General features: G+C 72.0%; 15 protein-coding genes. 11 read left to right on the top strand and 4 right to left on the bottom strand.

The window, feature by feature from the left end; genetic code table 11:
- Window position 1: 1 nt before the first annotated feature.
- On the bottom strand, window positions 2-958 hold the full coding sequence (locus D457_RS0107790) for an AraC family transcriptional regulator (protein WP_017580088.1): 957 nt from the start codon (window positions 956-958) through the stop codon (window positions 2-4).
- Between the two features lie 82 nt (window positions 959-1,040).
- Here D457_RS0107790 and D457_RS0107785 point away from each other — a divergent pair, with 82 nt between their 5' ends.
- The 3 genes from D457_RS0107785 (at window position 1,041) to D457_RS37435 (ending at window position 4,352) form a co-directional block, all read left to right on the top strand.
- The gene (locus D457_RS0107785; RefSeq protein ID WP_017580087.1) at window positions 1,041-1,898 is read left to right on the top strand and encodes an SDR family oxidoreductase; all 858 of its coding nucleotides are present in this window, start codon (window positions 1,041-1,043) and stop codon (window positions 1,896-1,898) included.
- A 453-nt stretch (window positions 1,899-2,351) separates the two neighbouring features.
- Window positions 2,352-3,335, top strand: a complete 984-nt coding sequence (locus D457_RS0107780; RefSeq protein ID WP_017580086.1) for an alpha/beta hydrolase — start codon at window positions 2,352-2,354, stop codon at window positions 3,333-3,335.
- 39 nt (window positions 3,336-3,374) lie between these two features.
- Window positions 3,375-4,352 (top strand): helix-turn-helix domain-containing protein, encoded by a 978-nt coding sequence (locus D457_RS37435; protein WP_026116442.1) that lies wholly within the window; start codon window positions 3,375-3,377, stop codon window positions 4,350-4,352.
- A 194-nt stretch (window positions 4,353-4,546) separates the two neighbouring features.
- Here the strand turns inward: D457_RS37435 and D457_RS0107770 are convergent, their stop codons facing one another.
- A complete protein-coding gene (locus D457_RS0107770; protein ID WP_017580084.1) occupies window positions 4,547-5,251 on the bottom strand; it encodes a pentapeptide repeat-containing protein in 705 nt (234 codons plus the stop codon).
- Window positions 5,252-5,299: 48 nt separating this feature from the next.
- Entirely contained in the window at window positions 5,300-6,883 is a 1,584-nt protein-coding gene (locus tag D457_RS0107765; protein ID WP_017580083.1) for a PucR family transcriptional regulator, read from the bottom strand.
- Window positions 6,884-7,195: 312 nt separating this feature from the next.
- Between D457_RS0107765 and D457_RS0107760 the strand changes: the two genes are divergently transcribed.
- From D457_RS0107760 to D457_RS34020, 6 genes are all read left to right on the top strand, one after another.
- Window positions 7,196-8,065 carry an FAD binding domain-containing protein gene (locus tag D457_RS0107760; RefSeq protein WP_017580082.1) on the top strand — a complete coding sequence of 290 codons (870 nt, stop codon included), beginning with the start codon at window positions 7,196-7,198 and terminating at the stop codon, window positions 8,063-8,065.
- Entirely contained in the window at window positions 8,056-8,574 is a 519-nt protein-coding gene (locus D457_RS0107755; protein ID WP_017580081.1) for a (2Fe-2S)-binding protein, read from the top strand. Before D457_RS0107760 ends, D457_RS0107755 begins: the two co-directional genes overlap by 10 nt.
- On the top strand, window positions 8,571-9,929 hold the full coding sequence (locus D457_RS0107750; protein WP_017580080.1) for an 8-oxoguanine deaminase: 1,359 nt from the start codon (window positions 8,571-8,573) through the stop codon (window positions 9,927-9,929). Before D457_RS0107755 ends, D457_RS0107750 begins: the two co-directional genes overlap by 4 nt.
- Complete coding sequence (locus D457_RS0107745) at window positions 9,929-12,364, top strand: xanthine dehydrogenase family protein molybdopterin-binding subunit (RefSeq protein ID WP_017580079.1); 2,436 nt, start codon at window positions 9,929-9,931, stop codon at window positions 12,362-12,364. Before D457_RS0107750 ends, D457_RS0107745 begins: the two co-directional genes overlap by 1 nt.
- A 289-nt stretch (window positions 12,365-12,653) precedes the next feature.
- Window positions 12,654-14,096: an NCS2 family permease gene (locus D457_RS0107740; protein ID WP_017580078.1), complete on the top strand. Its 1,443-nt coding sequence runs from the start codon at window positions 12,654-12,656 to the stop codon at window positions 14,094-14,096.
- Window positions 14,097-14,312: 216 nt separating this feature from the next.
- The gene (locus D457_RS34020; protein WP_051072885.1) at window positions 14,313-16,292 is read left to right on the top strand and encodes a serine/threonine-protein kinase; all 1,980 of its coding nucleotides are present in this window, start codon (window positions 14,313-14,315) and stop codon (window positions 16,290-16,292) included.
- 39 nt (window positions 16,293-16,331) lie between these two features.
- On the opposite strand, the gene D457_RS0107730 is transcribed toward D457_RS34020, so the two are convergent.
- The gene (locus D457_RS0107730) at window positions 16,332-17,549 is read right to left on the bottom strand and encodes a serine hydrolase domain-containing protein (RefSeq protein WP_017580077.1); all 1,218 of its coding nucleotides are present in this window, start codon (window positions 17,547-17,549) and stop codon (window positions 16,332-16,334) included.
- A gap of 158 nt (window positions 17,550-17,707) precedes the next feature.
- Between D457_RS0107730 and D457_RS34015 the strand changes: the two genes are divergently transcribed.
- Together D457_RS34015 and D457_RS0107720 are read left to right on the top strand one after the other, a co-directional pair.
- Window positions 17,708-19,684, top strand: coding sequence for a serine/threonine-protein kinase (locus D457_RS34015; protein ID WP_051072884.1), 1,977 nt, complete (start codon window positions 17,708-17,710; stop codon window positions 19,682-19,684).
- Window positions 19,685-19,790: 106 nt separating this feature from the next.
- On the top strand, window positions 19,791-22,418 hold the full coding sequence (locus tag D457_RS0107720; protein WP_017580076.1) for a molybdopterin-dependent oxidoreductase: 2,628 nt from the start codon (window positions 19,791-19,793) through the stop codon (window positions 22,416-22,418).
- Window positions 22,419-22,429 lie beyond the last annotated feature (11 nt).

Raw genomic sequence — 22,429 nt, 5'->3', positions numbered from 1 at the left:
GTCAGGCCCGGCTGAGCTCGGCCGGGGCCGAACCGCGGCGGTGATCGGTGGGGGTGGTTCCGCGCAGCCGTTTGAAGGCGCTGCTCAGGGCGAAGGCGTTGGAGTAGCCGACGCGGCGGGCGATCGTCTCGACGGTGGTGTCGGTCTCGCGGAGCAGGTCGGCGGCCCGGCCCACCCGCCAGTCGGCCAGGTAGGTCATGGGCGGAACGCCGACCAGGGCGCGGAAATCGCGGGCCAGGGTGGCCCGGGAGACCCCGCAGCGCTCGGCCAGCAGCGCCACGGTCCAGGGGTGGGCGGGCTGGTTGTGCAACAGCCGCAGCGCCTGGCCCACCACCGGGTCGGCCATGGCGGTGTACCAGGCGGGCGGGGTGGCGCCGGGACGGTCGAACCAGGCCCGCAGTTTGGTGATCAGGGCCAGGTCGAGCAGGCGGTCCAGGACCAGTTGCTGCCCGGGTGCGGGGCAGTCGATCTCGGCGGCGATCATCTCGCCGAGCCGTTCGTGGCATTCGTCGGCCGGGACGACCAGGGCCGGAGGCAGGGCGCGGATCAGGCGTTGGCTGAGGTCCCCGGAGACTTCGTAGGAGCCGCTGAGCAACAGGTCCGGGGAGTCCAGGGAGTGGCCGTAGGTGCGCAGACCCAGGGTGGCCTCTTCGCTCAGGGGTTCGCCGTCCGGACCCAGGCACTGGTCCCCGTCCAGGACGGTGCAGCTGGTGGGGGCGTCGGCGGGGTCGGCGATGGTGTGCGGGCCGGGTCCGCGCAGGATGACGGTGTCCCCCGCCACCAGGAGAAGGGGTTCCCCGTGGTCGGGGACGATCCAGGCCCGCCCGCGCACCATGGTGACCAGGGTCAGCGGAGCACCGTGGGCGAAGCGGATCGCCCAGGGCGGTTCCATGACCGATCTGCTGAACAGCGCCCCTCGGGCGCGGACCCCCTCAAGGAGGTCGGCGAGTGCGTCCATACCCGACAGCGTAGACGATGGGACATGTTCATGAGCTTCCTGGCCATGGATCGTCTCAGCCTTGGGCGGTTGAATCGGAGCCATGACAGAGAACAACGTGATTGCGCGACCGGTCCTGGTGACCGGCGCGACGGGAATGACCGGCAGCCGGGTCCTGGCCGGGCTGCGCGAGCTGGGGGTGCCGACCCGGGCGGCCTCGCGTTCCTCGGAGTGGCGGTTCGACTGGAGCGAGCCGGAGACCTGGGAGACGGTGCTGGAGGGCGCCGGGGCGGTCTACCTGGTCCAGGACGACACCAACCCGCGGACCCCGGAGTTCGTGGAGCGCGCGGTGGCCCACGGGGTGGAGCGGATCGTGCGGCTGTCCGCGCGCGGGGTCGACCAGCCCGGCTACTTCGAGGGTGTGGAGGGCGTCCCGTCGCATGTGGAGGGCGAGGAGGCGGTCAAGTCCAGCGGGCTGGAGTGGACCGTCCTGCGCCCGGGGTGGTTCGCGCAGAACTTCAGTGAGGGGTTCCTGACGGAGGGGGCGCGCACGGGGGTGCTGCGACTGCCCACCGGGGAGGCCGCGGCCAGCTGGATCGACACCGAGGACATCGCCGCCGTGGCGGTGGCAGCGCTCACCGAACCCGACCACCACGGGCGCACCTACGAGCTGAGTGGCCCCCGGGCGCTGACCGTGGCGGAGGCCCTGGTGGAGATCTCCGAGGCCCTGGGCAGGCCGATCCGCTACGAGGCGGTTCCGGTGGACGAGTACGTGAAGGGTCTCGTGGAGCAGGGCTGGCCCGAGGAGGGGGCCCAGGAACTGGTCTCGGCGCTCTCGGCCATCCGCCGCGGCCTGGAGGCCAAGGTCTCCCCCGGCGTCCGGGAGGCGCTGGGACGCGAGCCCCGGGACTTCTCGGAGTTCGTCAAAGATGCGTTCGTATCGGGCGACTGGAACACCTGAAGGGTTGCATTAACCCAAAGGCCACCTTGACGACGTAGATCAACACCAAACGGGACAGAACCTTCTCCGTGCGCGGGAAACCGGCCTGCTGGAGCTCCAACTCCCCGGGGCCGCGCCGCCCAGGCCGGCCCCGGGAGACTTCGCGTTGACCAGGTCGGCGCCGCGCAGGCGCGGCTCCACCCACGCGGCGCCGGTTCGACCTCCCTGACCGAGGGCGCCGGGCTGGACCGCGCCCGGTCCTGGACCCTGGTACGGGCGGCACAGGGGTGTGGCCGAGACAGGGCGGCGACGACCGGCTGCCGGAGGTGCCGTTGGTGACCACCGAAGCCCTGACCTCGTAGCCCCCGCCGTGTGGCGGGCGTGCCCCGCCACACGGCGCTGCCCGTGCGGTCCGCCCCGGACGACAATGGTGACGTAGCGCACACCACGCACCACCGACGTCCGGAGACACCCATGACGACACCCGTCCGTCCCCCGTTCGACCCCGAACTGGCCGCCGCCCTCGCGGTGATCAACGACCAGATCCCGCCGAGCATCACCGCGGAGATGGTCCAGCAGATGCGGGCAGCGGGGATGGACGACTCCCCGATGCTCCAGGCCCCCGACGACCTGACCCTGGGCGGGGCATTCGCCGAGGAGGCCCACGAGATCCCCGGCCCCGAGGGCGCACCCGACGTACCGGTGATCGTGTGGCGGCCCACGGACGCGCCCGCGCCCACCGCCGCCCTGTACTGGATCCACGGAGGCGGGATGATGCTGGGCTCGCACCGGGGCTACGAGCTCCCCACCCTGTTGGAGACAGCGCGAGAGCTCGGCGCGACCCTGGTGTCGGTGGGCTACCGACTGGCCCCGGAGAACCCGCACCCCGCGCCGGTCGAGGACTGCTACGCCGGTCTGGTGTGGGTGGCCGAGAACGCGGAGAAGCTGAACATCGACCCCGACCGCGTCGTGGTCGCCGGCGGCAGCGCGGGCGGCGGGCTCGCGGCGGCGACCGCACTGCTGGCGCGCGACCGCGGCGGGCCCCGGCTCGTCGGCCAGCTCCTGCTCTGCCCGATGCTGGACGACCGCAACGACTCGGTGTCCGCGCACCAGATGGCGGGGGTCGGCGTGTGGGACCGGGTCTCCAACGAGACGGGCTGGACGGCGCTCCTGGGCAAGGGCCGCGGTGGGCCGGATGTCTCCCCGTACGCGGCACCCGCTCGCGCCGAAGACCTTTCGGGGCTGCCCCCGGCGTTCCTGGACGTGGGTTCGGCCGAGACCTTCCGGGACGAGGTGGTGGAGTACGCGTCACGGATCTGGGCGGCAGGAGGGTCGGCCGAGCTGCACGTGTGGCCGGGCGGCTTCCACGGTTTCGACGGTTTCGCACCCCAGGCCGCGCTGAGCGTGAGCGCGATCTCGCAGCGCCTTCCCTGGCTGCGTCGGATCCTGGGTTCGTGATCGGCGCCCACCGCGCGTGATCAGGGGCAGAATGATCCCATGAGGGAGCTCTTGGGCAGGATTTCGGCACTGGATCCCGAGGCGGGCGAGGCCGTCAAGGTGATCGCCTACTTCGACTCCCTGGCGGGTTCGGGTGTCGAACCGCTCGTGCGGGGCGCGGCCATCCTGACCGGCGTCCCCGCCGGGTTCGTGGACCGCTCGCGGGGGCTGGCGCTGCGCGTCACCCCGGACGGCCGGGTGGAGCGGGCCGCGTCCGACCCCGACCCGTCCTGGTGTTCGGTCCCGGTCCGAGCGTCCGGGGGTGTGCTGTGGTTGGAGCGTTCCGGGGAGCCGGGTCCGGTCGAGGCGATGGTGCTGGAGCGCGCCTCGGCCGCCCTGCGCGCCCACCTGGAGCTGACGAGTCCGGTGGCCGGCAGCCGGACCGCGCTGACCGAGGTTCTGGTCGACGCACGGGTGTCCGAGGCCGTGCGGGTACGGGCGGCCCGCAGGCTGGGGATCGCCGACCGTGCCCGGGTGCGCGCGGTGGCGGTACCGGATGAGGCGGCACGGGTGGTGTCGGACCCCGAGCCACCCGTGCGGGGTTCCGAGCGCGCGGGGGTCGGCCCCGTGGTCGGCGTGGAGGGGCTGCCCGCCTCGTGGGAGGACGCGCAGCGGGCGCTGCGCTTCACCGCCGAGGGCACCGGGACCGATCCGGGGCCGCGCGTGGTCCGCGCCGAGGGACTCGGTGGCCTCCTGCTGCTGGCGGACGCCGTGACCCGGGGCACGGCCCCCGTGGCCGACGTGCTCTCCCTGGAAGAGGTGGGACGCGAGGGAGTCGCGCTGCTGGAGAGTCTGGAGGCGGTGTCGGCCTCGCCGAGCCTGCGCGCTGCCGCCGCCGCGCTGGGGGTACACCACTCCACGCTCCAGGAGGGTGTGGAGCGCGCCGAGCGGGTGCTGGGGTGGTCGGTGCGGGACGTGCCGGGAAGGTTGCGCCTCCAGGTGGCGCTGGCCCTGCGGCGGCTGCACCGGAACGCGTGAGGCCCGCAGCGGTGTTTCACACCGGGCGCGCCCCGGCAGAACACGGCCCGCACGCACACCCCGGCGGAGTCGGCCTCCCGTTCCCGGTAGTCGGCGAGCCGTTCCGGCAGGACAGGCCCGGCCTCCCGCGCACAGCTACCGGCGCCTGTCTGGCCTGGTGACGGGGCCCAGCGCAGGTCCGCTCCGAGCGGATCCTATTCGGCGACCGTGATGCCCAGGGAACCCAGGATGATCCCGGCCTGGGCGGGCCCAATGGTGGCCCCGCGCAGGAAACCGGCCTGCTGGAGTTCGAGTTCCCCAAGGTCAGCGCCGCGCAGGTCCGCTCCGGCGAACGTGGCGTTGACCAGGTTGGCGCCGCGCAGGCGCGACTCCGTCCACACGGTCTCGCGCAGGTCGGCCGAGGCCAGGTCCGCCTCGTCCATGCGCAGCCCCTCCAGGGTCTGGCCGCGCAGGACCAGTCCCTTACAGCGGGCCAGCATCAGGTTGCACTGGGAGAAGGTGTAGCCGATCCCCCGCAGGGAGGTGAGCCCCGCGCCGGTCATCCGGCAACCGGTGAAGACGGTGTCGGTGAGCAGGGCGCCCTGCCAGCGGGTGTTGGCCAGGTCCGTGCGCTCGAAACGGGTGTCGGTGCACTCGGCGTGCGCGAAGCTCGCCGCCGGCGCCCCTCCCCGGGTGAACACCGCACCCTCCAGGACCGCCCGGTCCAGACGAGCCCCGTCCAGGCGGCAGTCGACCAGCCGAGCGTCCACCAGGTGGGCGTCGCGCAGGTCGGCACCGCTCAGGTCGCAGCGGGTCAGCACGCGCGGAGCGCCCGGGTCCTTGGCCAGGGCGTCACGCAGGTCGAGTTCGGACAGGTCGGCGTCGGTGATCTCGCCCTGGGCGAGGAGGTCGGTGCTCACGCCCCGGACCCTAACGGTCGGCACCGACAAAGCGCGTCCGGTCCCGGCTCAGTCCCGCAGCTTCAGGGCCAGGAAGAGGTCGACGCGGTGTTCGAGGCTGCTCAGATCTCGGCCGGTGAGCTCCTCGACCCGGCCGATGCGGTAGCGCAGGGTGTTGACGTGAACGTGCATGGAGGCGGCACAGCGCTGCCAGGACCCCGAGTGGGCCAGGAACTGCTCCAGGGTGTCCACGAGCTCGGAGCGGTGGTCGCGGTCGTAGTCCACCAACGGCCCGAGCAGGCGCTCGCGGTAGGAGGTCTGCACCTCCTCGGGCACCGAGGCCAGCAGGAGTTCGTGCGAGTCGATCTCGGCCCCGGCGATCACCCGGGAGCGGCCGCCGCGCAGCTCGGCCAGGCGGCGGGCGTGCCGGGCCTCCACGGCGGCGCCGCGCAGTTCGGGGATCCCGCGGGCGGCCGAGCTCAGGCCCACGGCCAGGCGGTAGTCGAGCAGGCCGCCCTCCAGGACGCGGGCGCGGTGGACCAGCTCCGCGCGGATCTTCTCAGCCCTGTCGCGTGCCTGCTCCTCGGTCCCCTCGACCGGGATGACGGCCAGGGCGTCGTTGTCGCCGGTGACCACGGCGCCGGTGTGGTCGGCGACGAGTTCGGCGATCACCCGGCGCGCCAGGTCGGGCACGCGCGGTTCGGGGAGCATCATGGCACTGACCACCACGTGCGCGCGCTCGTCAGGTTCGGCGGTGTCCCCGTCGCCGGTGCCGCGCATTAGGGCGGTGACCTCGTCGAAGCGCTGGGCCGCCAGCAGGCGGGGCAGCCCTTCCAGGTGGCGGGCGGTGGTCAGGGAGCGTTCCTCGTCACGGCTGCGCGCCAGGACGCTGACAGAGACGAGTTCGGCGACGGCCTCGTGCTCCTCCTCGCTCCAGGCGTTGTGGTCGCCGCCACAGACCAGCAGCCAGTTGGAGAGCGAGTGCGACTCCTTGGTCTGGACGGGGACGATGGTCATGACCCGCCCCTCCCCGCCGGAGTGCAGGCGGGTGGTGCGCGGGAAAGCCGACCAGGTCAGGGCCTTGGCGGCAAGGTTCTCCCGTTCCTCGGCGGACAGCGGGGCACCGGAGGAGGCGACGTGGCGACCGCAGGCGGAGATCACCCAGGCAGTGACTCCGGCCTGTCTGGCGGCCGAGGCGAAGGCCTCGGGGAAGTCGGCACCGGAGGCGACCTCGGCCATGAGGCGGCGCTGGCGGTCCCGGGTCTCAGCGATCGTGGTGAAGCGGCGCTGCGTGAGGGAGCGCAGCACCTCCTCGGTGACCACACCGAAGGACGTCTCGGGCGGGATCTCGACCAGGGGGATGTCGTGCGCCTGGCAGGCGTTGACCAGGTCCTCGGGGACCTCGCCCAGGGCGGTGCCCGCGCCGATGGCCAAGGCCCCGGCACTGACCACGGAGGCCACGAAGACCTCGGAGTCCGCCGGGCGGGTGCGCCACATCATCCCGGTCAGGACGAGCTCTCCGCCGCGCAGGTACCGGGCGGGTTCGAGCAGGTCAGTGGTGTAGGCCCACCGGATGTCGCGATGGGCGTGCTCCGCGCCCGCCAGGAACCGCAGGTGCAGTCGCTTGACGGCGAGCAGCTCACTGATCTGCATGAACGTCCCTCTGTTGGTCGGGTGGGGCACTGCCCACCAGTGGTGGCCGGTGTGGGTGTCAGTGTGTTCGTACCAGGACAGTGTGCCCTGATCAGACAGCCCGGAATGACAGTGCCGACGGTCCCGGAGTTTCTCACCAACGACACTTGTAGGAAACGCCCAACACCTGCCGTTCGTTCCATGATCACTTCATGTCTTCACTCGCTGGTTAAGGAAGCCTTTCGAGTGTTGTACTTCACAAGATCGCCCTACTAACGAGGGATCGCGCCGGATTCGACGCGACCAGACCGCACTGCCAGGACGAGGACGAGCATGGAATTCCTGAGGCCATCCACACTGGTGGAGGCCCTAGAGGCCAGGAGCGCCCACCCCGACGGGGTGCCCATCATGGGCGGCACCGACGTGATGGTGGAGCTGAACTTCGACAAGCGCCGCCCCTCGGCGCTGATCGACCTGACCCGGGTCCCCGAGCTGACCGAGTGGGGGGTGGACGGCGGCCGGACGCGACTGGGCGCAGGCGTCCCCTACACCCGGATCATCGAGCACCTGTCGGGGCGCGCCCCCGCTCTGGCCAAGGCCTCCCGGTCGGTGGCATCCCCCCAGATCCGCAACCGCGGCACGGTCGGCGGCAACCTGGGCGGGGCCTCCCCCGCCGGTGAGTCCCACCCGCCGCTGCTGGCCACGGACGCCGAGATCGAGCTCGCCTCCATCCGCGGCACCCGCAGGGTGAAGGCACGCGACTTCTACCTCTCCTTGCGCACCACCGCGCTGCGCGAGGACGAGCTGATCACCGCGGTCCTGCTGCCTGAGGCCACCGGCCCGCAGCAGTTCGCCAAGATCGGCACCCGCAACGCCATGGTCATCGCGGTGACCTCGTTCAGCCTGGCGCTGGACACCGACAAGCGGGCGGTGGGCACCGGGATCGGTTCGGCCGGTCCGACGCCGCTGCGTTCGGAGGCCGCCGAGGAGTTCCTGGCGAACGAGTTCGACTGGGAGGACGGCCGCCCGCTCGCCGAATCCGTGGTCCGCCGCTTCGGCGACCTCGTGGCCGCGGCCGCCCGTCCCATCGACGACCAGCGCGGCACCGCCGAGTACCGCAAGCACGCTCTGTCGGTCATGGCTCGCCGTGCGCTGAGCTGGTCCGTCACCGACTACCGGAAGGGGTCCACGCGATGCGCGTGAACATGAACGTCAATGGCGAGGACGTCAGCGCCGACAACGTGTGGCCGGGCGAGAGCCTGCTGTACGTGCTGCGTGAGCGACTGGGCCTCCCGGGCAGCAAGAACGCCTGTGAGCAGGGCGAATGTGGTTCGTGCACGGTCTACTTCGACGGTGTGACGGCGTGTTCGTGCATGATCGCCGCCGGGCAGGCCGAGGGCCGCGAGATCCGCACCGTGGAGGGCCTGGCCGAGGGCACCGGCAAGGGCAGCGACCGCGCTCTGGGCGTGGTCCAGGAGGCGTTCGTCGAGGCGGGCGCGGTCCAGTGCGGGTTCTGCACGCCGGGCCTGCTGGTGCAGACCGACGACCTGCTGGAGCGCACGGTGGGATGCGGCAAGGCCGCCCCCGGTGACGCCGAGATCCGCGAGGCCCTGGCCGGCAACCTGTGCCGCTGCACGGGGTACGAGAAGATCATCGACGCCGTCCACCTGGCCGCCGAGCGGCGCGCCGAGGCAGCCGGGAGCAACTCATGAGCCGGACCGTCATCATCGAGGGCGCCCACGTGGTGACCGTGGACGGCGCCGAGTACGCCGACGGTCACGTGGTCTCCCGCAACGGTGTGATCACCGCGGTGGGCGCGGGTCCCGCTCCCGAGGTCCAGGGTGAGGTCGAGCGGATCGACGGCCGCGGCTGCGTGGCCACGCCGGGTCTGGTCAACACCCACAACCACCTCTACCAGTGGGCCACCCAGGGGCTCTTCGCCGACGGCACGCTCTTCGAGTGGTTGGTCGGCTCCTACGAGATCTGGCACCGCCTGGACGCCGACGTGGTGTCCGGGACGACCTCGGCCGGGCTGTCCCACCTGGCGCTGTCCGGGTGCACCACCGCCTCGGACCACCACTACATCTACCCGGCCGGGCGCGGTGACATCGTCGCCGCCGAGGTCGAGGCCGCCCGCGAGGTCGGCATCCGCCTGGACCTGGCGCGCGGTTCGATGGACCGCGGGCACAGCCAGGGCGGTCTGCCGCCGGACAGCGTGGTGGAGACCCTGGAGGGCGCGCTGGCCGGAACGGCCGCGGCGATCGACGCCCACCACGATGCCTCCGCCTCCTCGATGACCCGCATCGCGGTGGCCCCCTGCTCGCCGTTCTCGGTCTCCCGGGACCTGATGACGCAGGGCGCGGCGCTCGCCCGGGACAAGGGCGTGAACCTGCACACCCACCTCGCCGAGACCCTCGACGAGGAGGAGAAGTGCCTGGCCGAGTTCGGCTGCACCCCGGTGGAGTACGCCGAGAAGCTCGGCTGGCTGGGCGATGACGTGTGGTTCGCGCACGCCGTGCACCTGTCGGACTCCGCGATCGGCCGGATCGCGGCGACCGGTACGGGCATCGCGCACTGCCCGACCTCCAACGCCCGCCTGGGCGCCGGTATCTGCCGGGTGCCCGAGCTTTTGGCGGCCGGCGTGAACGTCGGCCTGGGTGTGGACGGCCCCGCCTCCAGCGAGCTGTCCACCATGGCCGGTGAGATGCACCAGGCACTGCTGATGGCCCGTGCCCGCAAGGGCCCGCAGGCGCTGACCGCCCGTCAGTCCCTGGAACTGGCCACCCTGGGCGGGGCCCGGGTCCTGGGCCGCGACGCGGAGCTGGGCTCGCTCACGGTCGGCAAGCAGGCCGACGTGGCCCTGTGGCGCGTGGACGGCTTCGGCTTCGACGTGATCGCCGACCCGGTGGTGGCGCTGACCTTCGGTCCCGTCCCGCCCCTGGAGCGGCTCCTGGTCGGCGGGAACACCGTCGTCGACCGCGGTGAGCTACGCACCCTGTCCGCCGAGACCGCCGCCGCGCGGGGCCGTGCGGCGCACCGATCCCTCATGCAGGAGGCGAACCACTGATGACGGCGACCACCAAGACCGTGACCACGGACCTGTCCAGCACCACCAAGGACGGACTGGGCGCGAGCCCGCGCCGCCCCGACGGCACGCTGAAGGTCACCGGCGAGTTCGCCTACTCCTCGGACCTGTGGATGGAGGGGATGCTGTGGGGCGCGACCCTGCGCAGCCCCCACCCCCACGCGAACATCCTGGGCATCGACATCACCGAGGCGCTCAAGGTGCCCGGGGTGGAGGCGGTGCTCACCCACGAGGACGTACCCGGCAACAAGCGGTACGGCCTGGAGTACCAGGACCAGCCGGTGCTCGCCTACGGCAAGGTGCGGTACAAGGGCGAGGCGGTGGCGATCGTGGCCGCCGACCACCCCGAGACCGCGCGCCGGGCGATGGAGCGCATCAAGGTCGACTACGAGGTGCTGGAGCCGGTGAGCGACCCGGTGCGGGCCGCCCACGACCCCGAGTACCCGCTCGTGCACGAGGAGGGCTCCCTCAAGATCCACGAGGAGTACCGCCAGGCCGGTAACCGGGTGCGCCACCAGCCGATCCGCACCGGTGACTTCGTCGGGGTGGCCGAGTCGGACGAGGGCCAGCGCCAGGTGCTGGAGCGCCTGCGCGCCCAGGCCGACGCGATCGTGGCCGAGGAGTACGAGGTCGGCATGCAGGACCAGGCCTTCCTCGGCCCGGAGTCCGGCATGGCGGTGCCCGCCGAGGACGGCGGCGTGGACCTGTACGTGGCCACCCAGTGGCTGCACGTGGACCAGAAGCAGATCGCCCCGGCCCTGGACCTGCCCCAGGACAAGGTGCGGCTGACCCTGGCCGGCGTGGGCGGCGCGTTCGGTGCCCGCGAGGACCTGTCCATGCAGATCCACGCGGCGCTGCTGGCGCTGCGCACCGGCAAGCCGGTCAAGTTCGTGTACAACCGCGAGGAGTCCTTCTACGGCCACGTGCACCGGCACCCTGCCAAGATGAAGTTCGAGCACGGCGCCAAGGCGGACGGCACGCTGCTGTACGTCACGATGGAGATCATCGTCGACGGCGGCGCCTATGCCTCGGCGACGCCCGCCGTGGTGGGCGTGGCCTCCTCGCTGGGCGTGGGCCCCTACGAGGTGCCGAACGTACTGGTGGACGCCTACGGCGTGTACACCACCAACCCGCCGTGCGGTGCCATGCGCGGCTTCGGCGCGGTGCAGGCCTGCTTCGGCTACGAGTCGCAGATGGACAAGCTCGCGGAGAAGCTGGGCATGCACCCGGTGGCGCTGCGGGTCAAGAACGCCATGGCGCAGGGCTCCCGGATCATCACCGGCCAGGAGATCGACATGCCGCTGCCGATGGCGGAGATGTTGGAGCGCGCCCGCGACCTGCCGATGCCGGTGGAGCGCACCGGCCTGGAGGACCCCTCCGACCAGCGCACCCTGCCGGGCGGTGTGGCCGGGACCACCCGCGGCGAGGGTGTGGTGCGCGGTGTGGGTTACGGCGTGGGCCTGAAGAACCTGTGCTTCTCGGAGGGCTTCGACGACTACTCCACGGCCCGGGTCCGGATGGAGATCGTGGCCGGTGAGCCGGTGGTGCTGGTGCACACGGCCGCCGCCGAGGTCGGCCAGGGCCTGGTGACCGTCAAGGGGCAGATCGCGCGGACCGAGTTGGGTGTGGAGAAGGTGGCCATCGCCCCCGCCGACACCCAGGTGGGTTCGGCCGGTTCGTCGTCGGCCTCGCGGCAGTCGTACATGACCGGCGGCGCGGTGAAGATGGCCTGCGAGGCGGTGCGCGAGGCGGTGTTCGCACTGGCCCGCGAGCGCGGCGTGATCCCGGAGGGCATCGCCGACGCCGAGCTGTCGCTGACCGGCGGCAAGATCGAGTCCGAGACCGCCGGGGCCCTGGTGTCCCTGGCCGACCTGCTGGGCGAGTCCGCCAGTGGCGGCACGGTCGTGGAGGAGACCCGCGAGCACCACCACCGGCCCACCGAGATGCTCGACCCCACGCTGGGCCAGGGCTCCTCGCACACCCAGTTCGGCATGTGCGTGCACCGTGCCGTGGTGGACGTGGACGTGGATCTGGGCCTGGTGAAGGTGGTGGCCCTGGACGCCGTCCAGGACGTGGGCAAGGTACTCCACCCGCAGCAGCTGGCCGGTCAGATCCAGGGCGCTTCCGCCCAGGGCCTGGGGCTGGCGCTGATGGAGGAGATCCAGGTCAAGGACAGTGTGATCCGCAACCCGTCCTTCACCGACTACCTGATCCCGACCATCCTGGACATGCCGCCGATGCGCATCGACGTGCTGGAGCACCCGGACCCGCACGCCCCGTACGGGCTGCGCGGCGCGGGCGAGCCGCCGACCCTGTCGTCGACCCCGGCGGTTGTGGCCGCGGTGCGCGACGCCACCAAGCGTCCGCTGACACACGCGCCGGTGCGCCCGGAGGACATCGTGGGCATCGACCTGTGATCTCGGGTTGATGATTCCGGTTTGATGATTCCAGGTTGGTCCAGGGCGCCTTGGCCGTGTAGCGGCCGGTTCCACGTAGTAAGTACCCCCTGAACCGGTGGGGCGGTGGCGGCAACGCCCGCCGCCGGCCCCGCCCCCAGACGCCCGCCCCGGACATCCGACGCCCTCGGCCCCGGGGCGGGCCGTCAGGACAGTGCCGTCCTGGCACCACCCAAGTTTGACTACTCAAAGTAGCAAACCCCCCACACATGGCGATATTCGCTGTGCTCATATCCCTCCAGGAGGGGACGTGACCAAACTCAACGACACCGGTTCGCGGCCGCGGCCGCAGGCCGGTACGGATCGATCCTGGCTCGACCGCTTCTTCTTCATCAGCGAGCGGAACTCCACCTTCGGGCGGGAGATCCGCGGCGGCCTGACCACCTTCATGGCGATGGCCTACATCATCGTCCTGAACCCGATCATCCTCAGCGGCGTGGCCGACGTGAACGGCGACCACCTCTCCGCTGGCCAACTGACCACGATGACCGCCCTGGCCGCCGGGCTGGTCACCATCATGATGGGCGTGATCGGCCGTGCCCCGATCGCCTGCGCCGCGGCCCTGGGCGTGATGGCGGTAGTCGCCTACCAGGCGGCCCCGGTGATGTCCTGGCCCGAGGTGATGGGCCTGGTCATCTGGCAGGGCATCGCCATCATCCTGATGGTGGTCACCGGGGTGCGCACCGCGGTGATGAACGCGCTTCCGCACAACCTCAAGCTGGCCATCGGCGTCGGTATCGGCATGTTCGTGTCACTGATCGGCCTGGCCAACGCCGGGTTCGTCAGTGCCAGCGAGGGCGGCAGCCTGCTGCAGCTCGGCGTCGCGGGCGGCGGCGGGCACCTCAACGGCTGGCCGATCCTGGTGTTCGTAGCCGGGCTGATCCTGGCCAGCGTGCTGCTGGCCCGCAACGTGCCCGGCGCGATCTTCTACGGGATCATCGGCGCGACCGTGCTCGCCGTGACCCTGCACTTCGTGTTCCGGCTGGACGCCGGTGCCTGGGGTGGCGGCGTCCCCGAACTGCCCTCCAGCCCGGTGGCCACACCCGACTTCGGCCTGCTGTTCCAGGTGGACCTGTTCGGCGCCTGGACGAGCGCCGGACCCACCACGGCCGGGGTCATCCTGTTCACGCTGGTGCTGGCCGGGTTCTTCGACGCGCTGGGCACCATCCTGGCGATCGGCACCAAGGCCAACATCGCCGACGAGAACGGGCAGATGCCCCGGGTCAACCAGATCCTGGTCACCGACGGCGCCGGTGCGGTGACCGGTGGTCTGACCAGCTCCTCGGCGACGCTGGTGTTCGTGGAGTCCACCGCGGGGGTGAGCGAGGGGGCGCGGACCGGTCTGGCCAGCGTGGTGACCGGCCTGCTGTTCCTGAGCGCGATCTTCTTCGCCCCGGTCTTCGGCATGGTGCCCGCCGAGGCGGCGTCCGTGGCGATGGTGTTGGTGGGCGCCATGATGATGATGCACGTGGGTCAGATCGCCTGGACGGACATCTCGGTGGCCATCCCCGCGTTCCTGACCATCGCGATCATGCCGTTCGCCTACGACATCGCCAGCGGCATCGGGATCGGGATCATCGCGCACACCCTCATCAAGTCGGCGCAGGGCCGCTTCCGCGAGGTCGGCTGGCTGATGTGGATCCTGAGCGCGGTGTTCGCCTTCCACTTCGCGATGCACGCTTTCGGGTTGTAAAGCAAGGGTCGTCACAGGCACCAGGTTTGTAGTTCCTTCACTCGCAGGTGACTGACAGGGGAGGCCGATTGCACACATTTGTACTTCGGCCTCCCCTTCTGTCGGGAAAAAAGGAGGAGAATGTTACCTGGGGGCAAGGCCCGTTCCCGCTCCCCGCGACGTCATAGTCCATGAAGGAGCACGCAACCGGCGACTCCCTTCCGATGGGGCGCAACCATGACCACTCCTCTGACCAGTACCGACCCGGAACAGATCGGCCCGTTCACCCTGGCCGCTCGGATCGACAGCGGAGGGCAGGGGGTCGTCTACCTCGGGCACGGGGAGGACGGGTCCCCCGCCGCGGTCAAAGTGCTCGCCGGACTCTGGGATGACGACCAGCGCCAGCGCGAGCGCTTCGCCCGGGAGCTGTCGGCGGCACGCAAAGTCGCCCCCTTCTGCACCGCGGCGGTCCTGGCCGCGGACATGGACGCCGACGTTCCCTACATCGCCAGCGAGTACGTTCCCGGCCCCACCCTGCGCACCGCGGTCACGGATGAAGGGCCTCGGACCGGAGCCGCGCTGGACCGACTGGCGATCGCCACCATCACCGCGCTGGCCGCCGTCCACGAGGCCGGGGTCGTCCACCGCGACCTCAAACCCGGCAACGTCATCCTGGGACCGGACGGACCGCGGGTCATCGACTTCGGTATCGCGCGCTTCACCGACGCCACCCACCAGACCACTGCGGTGACCGGCACCCCCGCCTACATGTCACCGGAACAGATCCGCGGCGACGCGGCTGCGGCCTCCGGCGACATATTCTCCTGGGCCGCCGTGATGGCCTACGCGGCCTCTGGCCGACACGCCTTCCCCGGCGAGACCACCGTGGCCGTGATCGACAAGGTGCTCTCGGACCCACCGGACCTGACCGGCGTGCCCGACCGGCTGCTGCCCGTACTGGAGCACTGCCTGGCCAAGGACCCGGCGGACCGGCCCACCGCGGTGGAGGTCCTGGACCGCCTGATCGGACGCGTTCCGGCAGCCTCGAAGACGGAGCCGACCGCCGTGCTGGAGCAGGCGTCCGCGACCGTGGTCCAGGGCACCGCCCGTATCCGCGTCCTGCCGGTCGCCGGCTATGTGCCCTCGCAGAGGGGCGGCGCGTGGGGATCGACCGCCCCGGCGCCTTCGGAGGTGTCTGTGAAGACGCCCGTGGCCGGTATCCCCGCCCAGACTCCCCCGCCCCTACCGCCAGCCAACACGATCCCCGCCCAGAGCCAGGAACCGGGCGGGGGCACCATCCACTCGGGCGCTTTCGGAGGCACGGGCGAAGAACAGACTGGTGCTCCGTGGCAGACCGGCGACTACCCGCCCACGGACAACCCCGCTTCGTTCGCTCGGAATCCGCTCCCGGGCAGGGGCAGCATCGCTCCAGATGCGCGAGGCCCGTTCCCAGATGAGGGCATCGGAGCAGCCAGGTTCAGGGAGAACGCCGGCACTCCGTGGCAGACCGGCGACTACCCGCCCACCGACAGCACCGCGCCGAACGTACGAGGCACGCTTCCGGAGGAAGGCACCGCCGGGGTCGGGGAGCAGACCGGCGACTACCCGCCCGTAGGCGGCACCGTTCCGGAGGTGCCACCACAACCCTCCCCGAACCCGGGCAGGCGGAGCCGTGCTCGGCGGCGTTCGAAGGCGGGGCTGCTCACCGTGGGTGCCGTGGCGTTCCTGGGACTGCTCGGCGCGCTGCTGATCTGGGCCACCGGCCAGGGAGCACCGAGCCAGATGGAGCCCGCCCGTTCCGTACCCGCCACCGAACCCGCGGAGCCGGTCACCGAACCGGAACAAGGGGAAGAGCCCGAGGTCCGGGAGGAGGAGCCGGCCGGAGGCGACGGAGGCGGAACCGAGGAACCCGTGGAAGAGGAGGGCGTTCCGACAGAATGGACTCCCCCCGAAACGGAGTGGACGCCTCCCGAGGTGGACTGCCACACCGATCCGCACGCCCCCGGCTGCGCACCGGTCGAGCCTGACGTGTGCGACTACGACCCGCAGGCCTGCGAGCCCGAGGGTGGCGGCGACGGCGGTCACGGCGGCGAGGGCGGCGGTGGCGGTAACGGTGGCGGTGGCGGTGGCGGTGCTGGTAACGGCGCCGGCACGGACGAGAGCGGTGGCGACGGAGGCGCGGACCCGCATCCAGAGGGCGGCGCGGAGACCGAATGACCTCTCCTGCCCGCCGCGCGGCCGGCGGGCCCCGCGAGTTCAGGCGGAGCTGTCGTTCGTCGCGGACCGCAGGCAGTCGGCCAGGGCCTCGCGCAGGTTGACGTCGCGCGGATCATCCCAGATCCGCAGACCCATCCGGTTGGGCACGTACCCGTACCCGGTCCCGGTGGCCGGGTCGGCGAACCCGAAGGAGCCACCTGCGCCGGGTGTGCCGTAGGCGCGGCCGTCACTGCCGAACCGCCATCCGGGGAAGGGTTTCCACAGGCCCAGCGAGTAGCGGGTGCGCACCTTGAGGTTGACGTCGCGCTCACCGCCGGAGGGCTCGGTGGGCTGCTCCTCCAGGGCGCGCAGGCTGTCCTGGTCCACTCCGAGCACCGGTGAGCCCTGGGCGAACTCGCCGTAGAGCACGGCCAGGGAGCGGGCTGTGGCGAACCCGTTGCCGTGTGGCAGTTCCACGGACCGGTAGTCCGGCCCGGCCAGCTGGTTGGCGGACTTCAGCGGCGGGTTGGCGAAGGTGCGGGCGGCGGTGGTCCAGGGCAGGGAGCGGGCCAGTACGTGTCCCAGGGGTACGGCGGTGGGGTCGGCGGCCAGGTCGCGCCAGGTGCCCCCAGCCATGGGGGCCAGCCGGTCGGGGTCGATGTCCTCGGGCAGCCCCACGTACAGGTCCAGGCCCAGCGGCCCGGCCAGTTCCTCGGCGAGATAGGTGCCGACGGTGCGCCCGTCCACCCGCCGGAGCAGTTCACTCGCGTACAGGCCGATGGTGACGCTGTGATAGCCGTGCCGGGTGCCCGGGGCCCAGGCCGGCGACTGGGCGGCCAGGGCCTCGGCGAGGCGGTCGTGGTCGGCCAGCAGGGCGGGGCTGAGTTCGGCGTCCAGGTAGGGCAGGCCCGCGCGGTGGGAGAGGAGTTCGCGGACGGTGACGTGTTCCTTGCCGTGCTGGGCGAACTCGGGCCAGTAGTCGGCGACCGGGCGTTCGTAGCAGAACAGCCCGCGGGAGTGGGCGTGCGCCAGGACCATCGAGGTCACGCCTTTGGTGGCGGAGAAGACGATGGCCAGGGTGTCCGACTCCCAGGGGGCGCCGGTGCTCTGGTCGCGTACCCCCGCCCACAGGTCCACCACCAGTCGGCCGCGATGGTGGACGGCCACGGCGGCGCCCAGCTCACCGTGTTCGGTGAAGTTGCGTTGGAAGGCCTCGCGGACGGGCGTGAAGGCCGGTTCTGTCCAGCCGTGAACGCGGGGCTGTAAGGCGACGTGCATGAGATCCTCGGGGTCCTTTGGGAAGGGGGAGGAGGAAGAAGTAGCGTCAGCGGTGCCCAGGGTAACCCAAGGCAGGTAAAAACCGGACGGGACGCATGTGCGTCCCACAGGGCGGGCCCACCCCCCGGGCCCGCCGGAAAACACCAGGAAGAGGCCCCGTGTCCCCCACATCCGCGCCCGTCGAGGTCGGCGGCTACCGTCTGCTCAAGGAGGTCGGCCGTGGCGGTTTCGGCTCGGTCCACCTCGGTGAGGACGCCCGGGGCAGGCGGGTCGCGGTCAAGCTGCTGCACGTCGGACCCGGCACCGACCCGCGGTTCTTCGACCTGTTCGCCCGCGAGGTCGAGGCGGCCCGGCGGGTCAGCCCCTTCTGTGTGGCCCAGGTACTGGACGCCGACCCCAAGGCGGCACAGCCGTGGATCGTCAGCGAGTTCGTCGACGGGCCCACGCTCTCCCAGGACGTACGGGAGAACGGCCCCAGGACGGGGACGGACCTGGACCGGTTGGCGGTGTCCACGGCCACGGCTCTCTCGGCGATCCACGCGGCCGGGGTGGTGCACCGCGACCTGAAGCCGGGCAACATCATGCTGGCCGCCGACGGTCCACGGGTGATCGACTTCGGGATCGCGCGGCCCTTCGAGGAGGCCACCTCCCTGACCGCCAGCGCGGTGATCGGAACCCTGCAGTACATGGCCCCGGAGCAGTTGGAGGACGGGGCGCGGCTGACCCCGGCCCTGGACGTGTACGCCTGGGGCGCGGTGATGGTCTACGCCGCCACCGGGCGGCCGGTCTTCGACGCCGGAAGCCAGCGGGCGCTGGTCAAGAGCGTACTCGTGGACACCCCGGACTGTTCGGCGCTGCCCGACCGGCTACGCGGGATCGTGGAGCGGTGCCTGAGCAAGGAGCCCGAGGAGCGACCCAGCGCGCGGGAGCTCATCGACCTGCTCACCGGTGTTTCCGGGGCTGCGGCCGCGGTCCCGGCAGCCGCTCCGCCTCCGGTCGCACAACCGGCGCCAGCACAGGCATCGGCACCAGTACGGACGGCGGGCGGCCCACCGCTGTGGTTTGACGGTTCCGGTTTCTCCGATCCGGACGCGCTGGCCGAGGCGATGCGTGAGCGCTGGGAGACCGCGGTGGCGTTCCTCACCCAGCCCCGGCAGTGCCGGATCCTGGGGTCGTGGCTGATCGACCTGCACGGGCAGGAGCAGGCCGGGGCGCAGGTGGCCGCCGACGCCCGGACCGACCCAGAGCTGGCCCTGGTACGGCTGTTGGCCCGGCTGCGACCAGACCTGCCGCCGCTGCTGCGCGGCCGGGACATGACACTGACCGCGTTGACCGGCCGGGTCCGGGCAGCGGACAGCCCCTTCCTGGAAGCGGGGCTGACGGTCGAGGTGGTCGAGGCGCTGTCCGGGCACCACTGCGCCGAGCCGGGGCATGACTGCCGCGGGTTCCCTTGCCAGGGCTACCGCGAGTTCGCCTCGGACCTGGGTACTGCGCTCAGGAGCGCCGAACGCGCGGCCCAGCGGTACAACCCCTGGCTGGGCGGGCTGGGCTGGATCGGTTCCGGCCCCGTGCATCCGACATCAGCGGGGTTCATCGGTCAGCTGGTGACCGCGCTGCTCGCGCCCCAACTGTGGCGCGGGCGCATGCGCGAGGCCACCCGGGTGCACGGGCGGTGGGCCGGGCTGGCCCCCGCGGCGAAGGTGTCGGGGGACCTCGCCGAGGCTGCCGGGGTGGAGGCGGTCCATCTCCGGGTGTCCCTGGCGCTGGTCGAGCTGAGCGAGCAGGAGGCCAGGACCAGTCCTCAACTGGAAGAGCTGCGCCGGTACGGGCGGGCCAAGGGCTTCGAGGCCCTGGCCGTGTTGGGCGCACTAGGGGTGGGGGTGGTTTTGATCCTCACCCAGAATCCGGAGCAAGCAAACGAGCCCGGCATGGTCATGTTGACACTAATGGCGGTGCCTTTGGCGTTGCAGCAGCTGATCTCGTGGTCGCTACGCGGCTGGCGCAGGCGCAGGCCCCCGGAGTGGGTTGTGGTCGAGGCGGACGGCGTGCAGGCAACGGTACTGCGGCTCACCGAGCAGTTGGAGCACGCCCAGGCACAGCTGGACCTGTCGTACCAGAACGCGCTCGGCAGGTGAGCTCTGGCGGGAAGTGTGCGCCGGTGCACAGAAAGTCTTTGACACCGGGCTTTGCGGCCACCTAAGTTGTCAATGACAACTTCCACCTCCACCCAGGAAGCCGCCCATGGACACGCGCGTCAACGGCGCACCCTCCCCCGCACCCGACGCCCCAGGCCTCAGCGCCGCCGACCACCTGCGCGACCGGCTCGGGCTGACCGGCACCAAGATCGCCTGCGGCTCCGGTGTGTGCGGGGCCTGCACGATCCTGGTGGACGGAGCGCCCACCGCCTCCTGCCTGCTGCCCGCCGACCATCTGGCCGGTCGCTCCGTGACCACCGTCGAAGGGCTGGACGGCGTCCACCCCGTGCAGCGCGCCCTGACCGCCCATGACGGCCTCCAGTGCGGCTACTGCACGCCCGGATTCGCCGTGGAGGCCTCGGTGTTCGTGGACGCCTGGCGCGCCGAACACGGGGACACCCGCCCAGGGCGCGGCCGGATCGCCGACGCCCTGGCCGGTCACCTGTGCCGCTGCGGCGCCTACGAGGGGATCTTCGCGGCCGTGGCCGCCGCCTGCGCCGGTGAGTTCGACACCGAACCCGACCAGGCCCCACCGCGCGCGGACGCCCCCGCCAAGGTGACCGGTGGCGCACGGTTCAGCGCGGACTTCGCCCCGCCCGGCACCTGGGAGGGCGTGATCGTGCGCTCCACCGTGCCGCACGCCCGTGTACTCAAGGTGAGCGTCGACCCCGGCCCCGGCGGGGCCGCACCGCCGCTGGTGGACCTTCTCGGTGAGGACCGTGTGGTGCGCTACGTGGGCCAGCCGATCGCCGCGGTGGCCGCGCCCACTCGGGCGGCGGCAAGGGAGCTGGCCGGGGCGGTGCGGGTGGACCTCGAACCCCTGCCCGCGGTGACCGACCCCGAGGCGGCCCGCGCCCCGGGCGCCCCCGTGCTCTACCCCACCAAGGAGGAGCGCGCCGCCGCGCCCACCTACGGTGAGGCGCCCACTCCCGCGGCGCCCTGGAACGGCAACGTGCGCGGACCCGGGGTGCTCAGCTGGCGCGGGCCCACCGCCGTGGCCCGGCTGCGGGCGGCCTCCCGCCGACGGGACCCCCTGCTGGTGGCCGAGGAGTACACCACCGCCACCCAGGTGCACAGCCCGCTGGAGCCGCATGTGAGCGTGGCTCGGTGGGAGCGGGGCGACCTGCACCTGTACGTGTCCACACAGTCGGTCAGCAAGATCGCTGCCAAGGCGGCCAAGCGCTGGGACCTGCCCCGGGAGCGGGTCCACCTGGTGACCGAGTACGTCGGCGGCGGGTTCGGGGCCAAGAACTCGCTGTCCGCTGACGTCGTGGCCGCCGTGGAGCTGTCCCGGCTGACCGGCACCCCGGTGCAGGTGAGCCTGGAGCGGGCCGAGGAGCTGACCGACGCCGGGCACCGGCCCGGGACCCGCACCCGGGTGGCGCTCCTGGCCGGTCAGGACGGTTCCCTGCGGGCGCTGTCCGTGGACTCCCACGGCGACGGCGGGGTATCGGTGGGTTCCAACGCCGCCGTGCTGGCCGCGCTGATGTACGGCCGCTCGCCGCGCCGGGTGCGCGACTTCGACGTGGTGACCAACCGGCCGCCGGGTGAGCCCATGCGCGGGCCCGGCGGGCCGCCGATGGCCTGGGCCCTGGAGCAGGCCGTGGACACCGTGGCCGAGCGGCTCGGCGAGGACCCGCTGACCCTGCGCCGCCGCTGGGACGGCAACCCCAAGCGGCAGGCCCTGTACGAGCGGGTCGCCGACCTTGCGCTGTGGCGGGACCGTCCGCGAGGCGAGCGCACCGGCCGGTTCCGGCGCGGGGTGGGGCTGGCCGCCGCAGGCTGGCCCTACCTGCTGGCGCCCGACGCCCGGGTTGAGCTGGTGGTGGAGGGCGGCGCCCTGGTGGTGCGCTCGGCCACCCAGGACATCGGCACCGGTATCCGAACCCTGCTCGGCGAGGTGGTCGCCGACCGGTTCGGGGTGAACGCCGCGGACCTGCGGGTGGAGATCGGGCAGAGCTCCTCGGTGCACGGGACCGGTTCCTTCGGCAGCCGCACCACCACCTCCATGGGCCCGGCCGCCGCCGACGCCGCCGACCGCCTGCGCGAGGCCCTGCGCGAGCTCTGCCCCGACGTGCCCGCCGCGGGTCCCGTCCCCGAGCACGTGTTCAAGGAGGCGCTGGCCGCCGCCGAGGGCGTGAGCGTGGTCGGCGAACGCGGCCGGGACCGCTGGGGTCAGCTGACCCCGAACCTGGGCGACCTGGCCGTCGGGCGCGGCATGAGCGGCGCCGTCCACGTGATGGAGGTGGAGGTGGACACCCTGCTCGGTCGGGTGCGGCCCACCCGCTGCTGGGCGGGGATCGCCGCCGGGCGCATCTACAACGAGCGGTTGGCCCGCAACCAGTGCGAGGGTGCGGTGGTGCAGGGCGTGGGCTACGCGCTCTTCGAGGAGCGGCGCGACGACCTCGCCACCGGGGTGGTGCTCTCGGACAACCTGGAGGACTACCGCATCCCGGGGATGGGCGACGTGCCCGAGACCGAGGTGTACTTCCACGAGCAGGGGTTCGAGCACGTCGTGGGCGGCGGGGTCGGCCTGGGAGAGGTGTCGGTGGTGGGTGTGGCGGCGGCCCTGGGCAACGCCGTGTACGACGCCACCGGTTGGCGCCCGCACGACCTTCCGCTCCGCCCGGACCGACTGATCAGCTCCAACCGACCGAAGGGGGGCCAGCGTTGACCGCGGCGCCA

The organism is Nocardiopsis valliformis DSM 45023 (assembly GCF_000340985.1).
Classification (GTDB): domain Bacteria; phylum Actinomycetota; class Actinomycetes; order Streptosporangiales; family Streptosporangiaceae; genus Nocardiopsis; species Nocardiopsis exhalans.
The sequence above is the reverse complement of the archived record's forward strand: the minus strand, read 5'-3'. Positions and strand labels throughout refer to the sequence as shown.

Coding starts and splice junctions, on each gene's coding strand:
- D457_RS0107790 (WP_017580088.1), bottom strand. CDS start 958: ATGGACGCACTCGCCGACCTCCTTGAGGGGGTCCGCGCCCGAGGGGCG.
- D457_RS0107785 (WP_017580087.1), top strand. CDS start 1,041: ATGACAGAGAACAACGTGATTGCGCGACCGGTCCTGGTGACCGGCGCG.
- D457_RS0107780 (WP_017580086.1), top strand. CDS start 2,352: ATGACGACACCCGTCCGTCCCCCGTTCGACCCCGAACTGGCCGCCGCC.
- D457_RS37435 (WP_026116442.1), top strand. CDS start 3,375: ATGAGGGAGCTCTTGGGCAGGATTTCGGCACTGGATCCCGAGGCGGGC.
- D457_RS0107765 (WP_017580083.1), bottom strand. CDS start 6,883: ATGCAGATCAGTGAGCTGCTCGCCGTCAAGCGACTGCACCTGCGGTTC.
- D457_RS0107760 (WP_017580082.1), top strand. CDS start 7,196: ATGGAATTCCTGAGGCCATCCACACTGGTGGAGGCCCTAGAGGCCAGG.
- D457_RS0107755 (WP_017580081.1), top strand. CDS start 8,056: ATGCGCGTGAACATGAACGTCAATGGCGAGGACGTCAGCGCCGACAAC.
- D457_RS0107750 (WP_017580080.1), top strand. CDS start 8,571: ATGAGCCGGACCGTCATCATCGAGGGCGCCCACGTGGTGACCGTGGAC.
- D457_RS0107745 (WP_017580079.1), top strand. CDS start 9,929: ATGACGGCGACCACCAAGACCGTGACCACGGACCTGTCCAGCACCACC.
- D457_RS34020 (WP_051072885.1), top strand. CDS start 14,313: ATGACCACTCCTCTGACCAGTACCGACCCGGAACAGATCGGCCCGTTC.
- D457_RS0107730 (WP_017580077.1), bottom strand. CDS start 17,549: ATGCACGTCGCCTTACAGCCCCGCGTTCACGGCTGGACAGAACCGGCC.
- D457_RS0107720 (WP_017580076.1), top strand. CDS start 19,791: ATGGACACGCGCGTCAACGGCGCACCCTCCCCCGCACCCGACGCCCCA.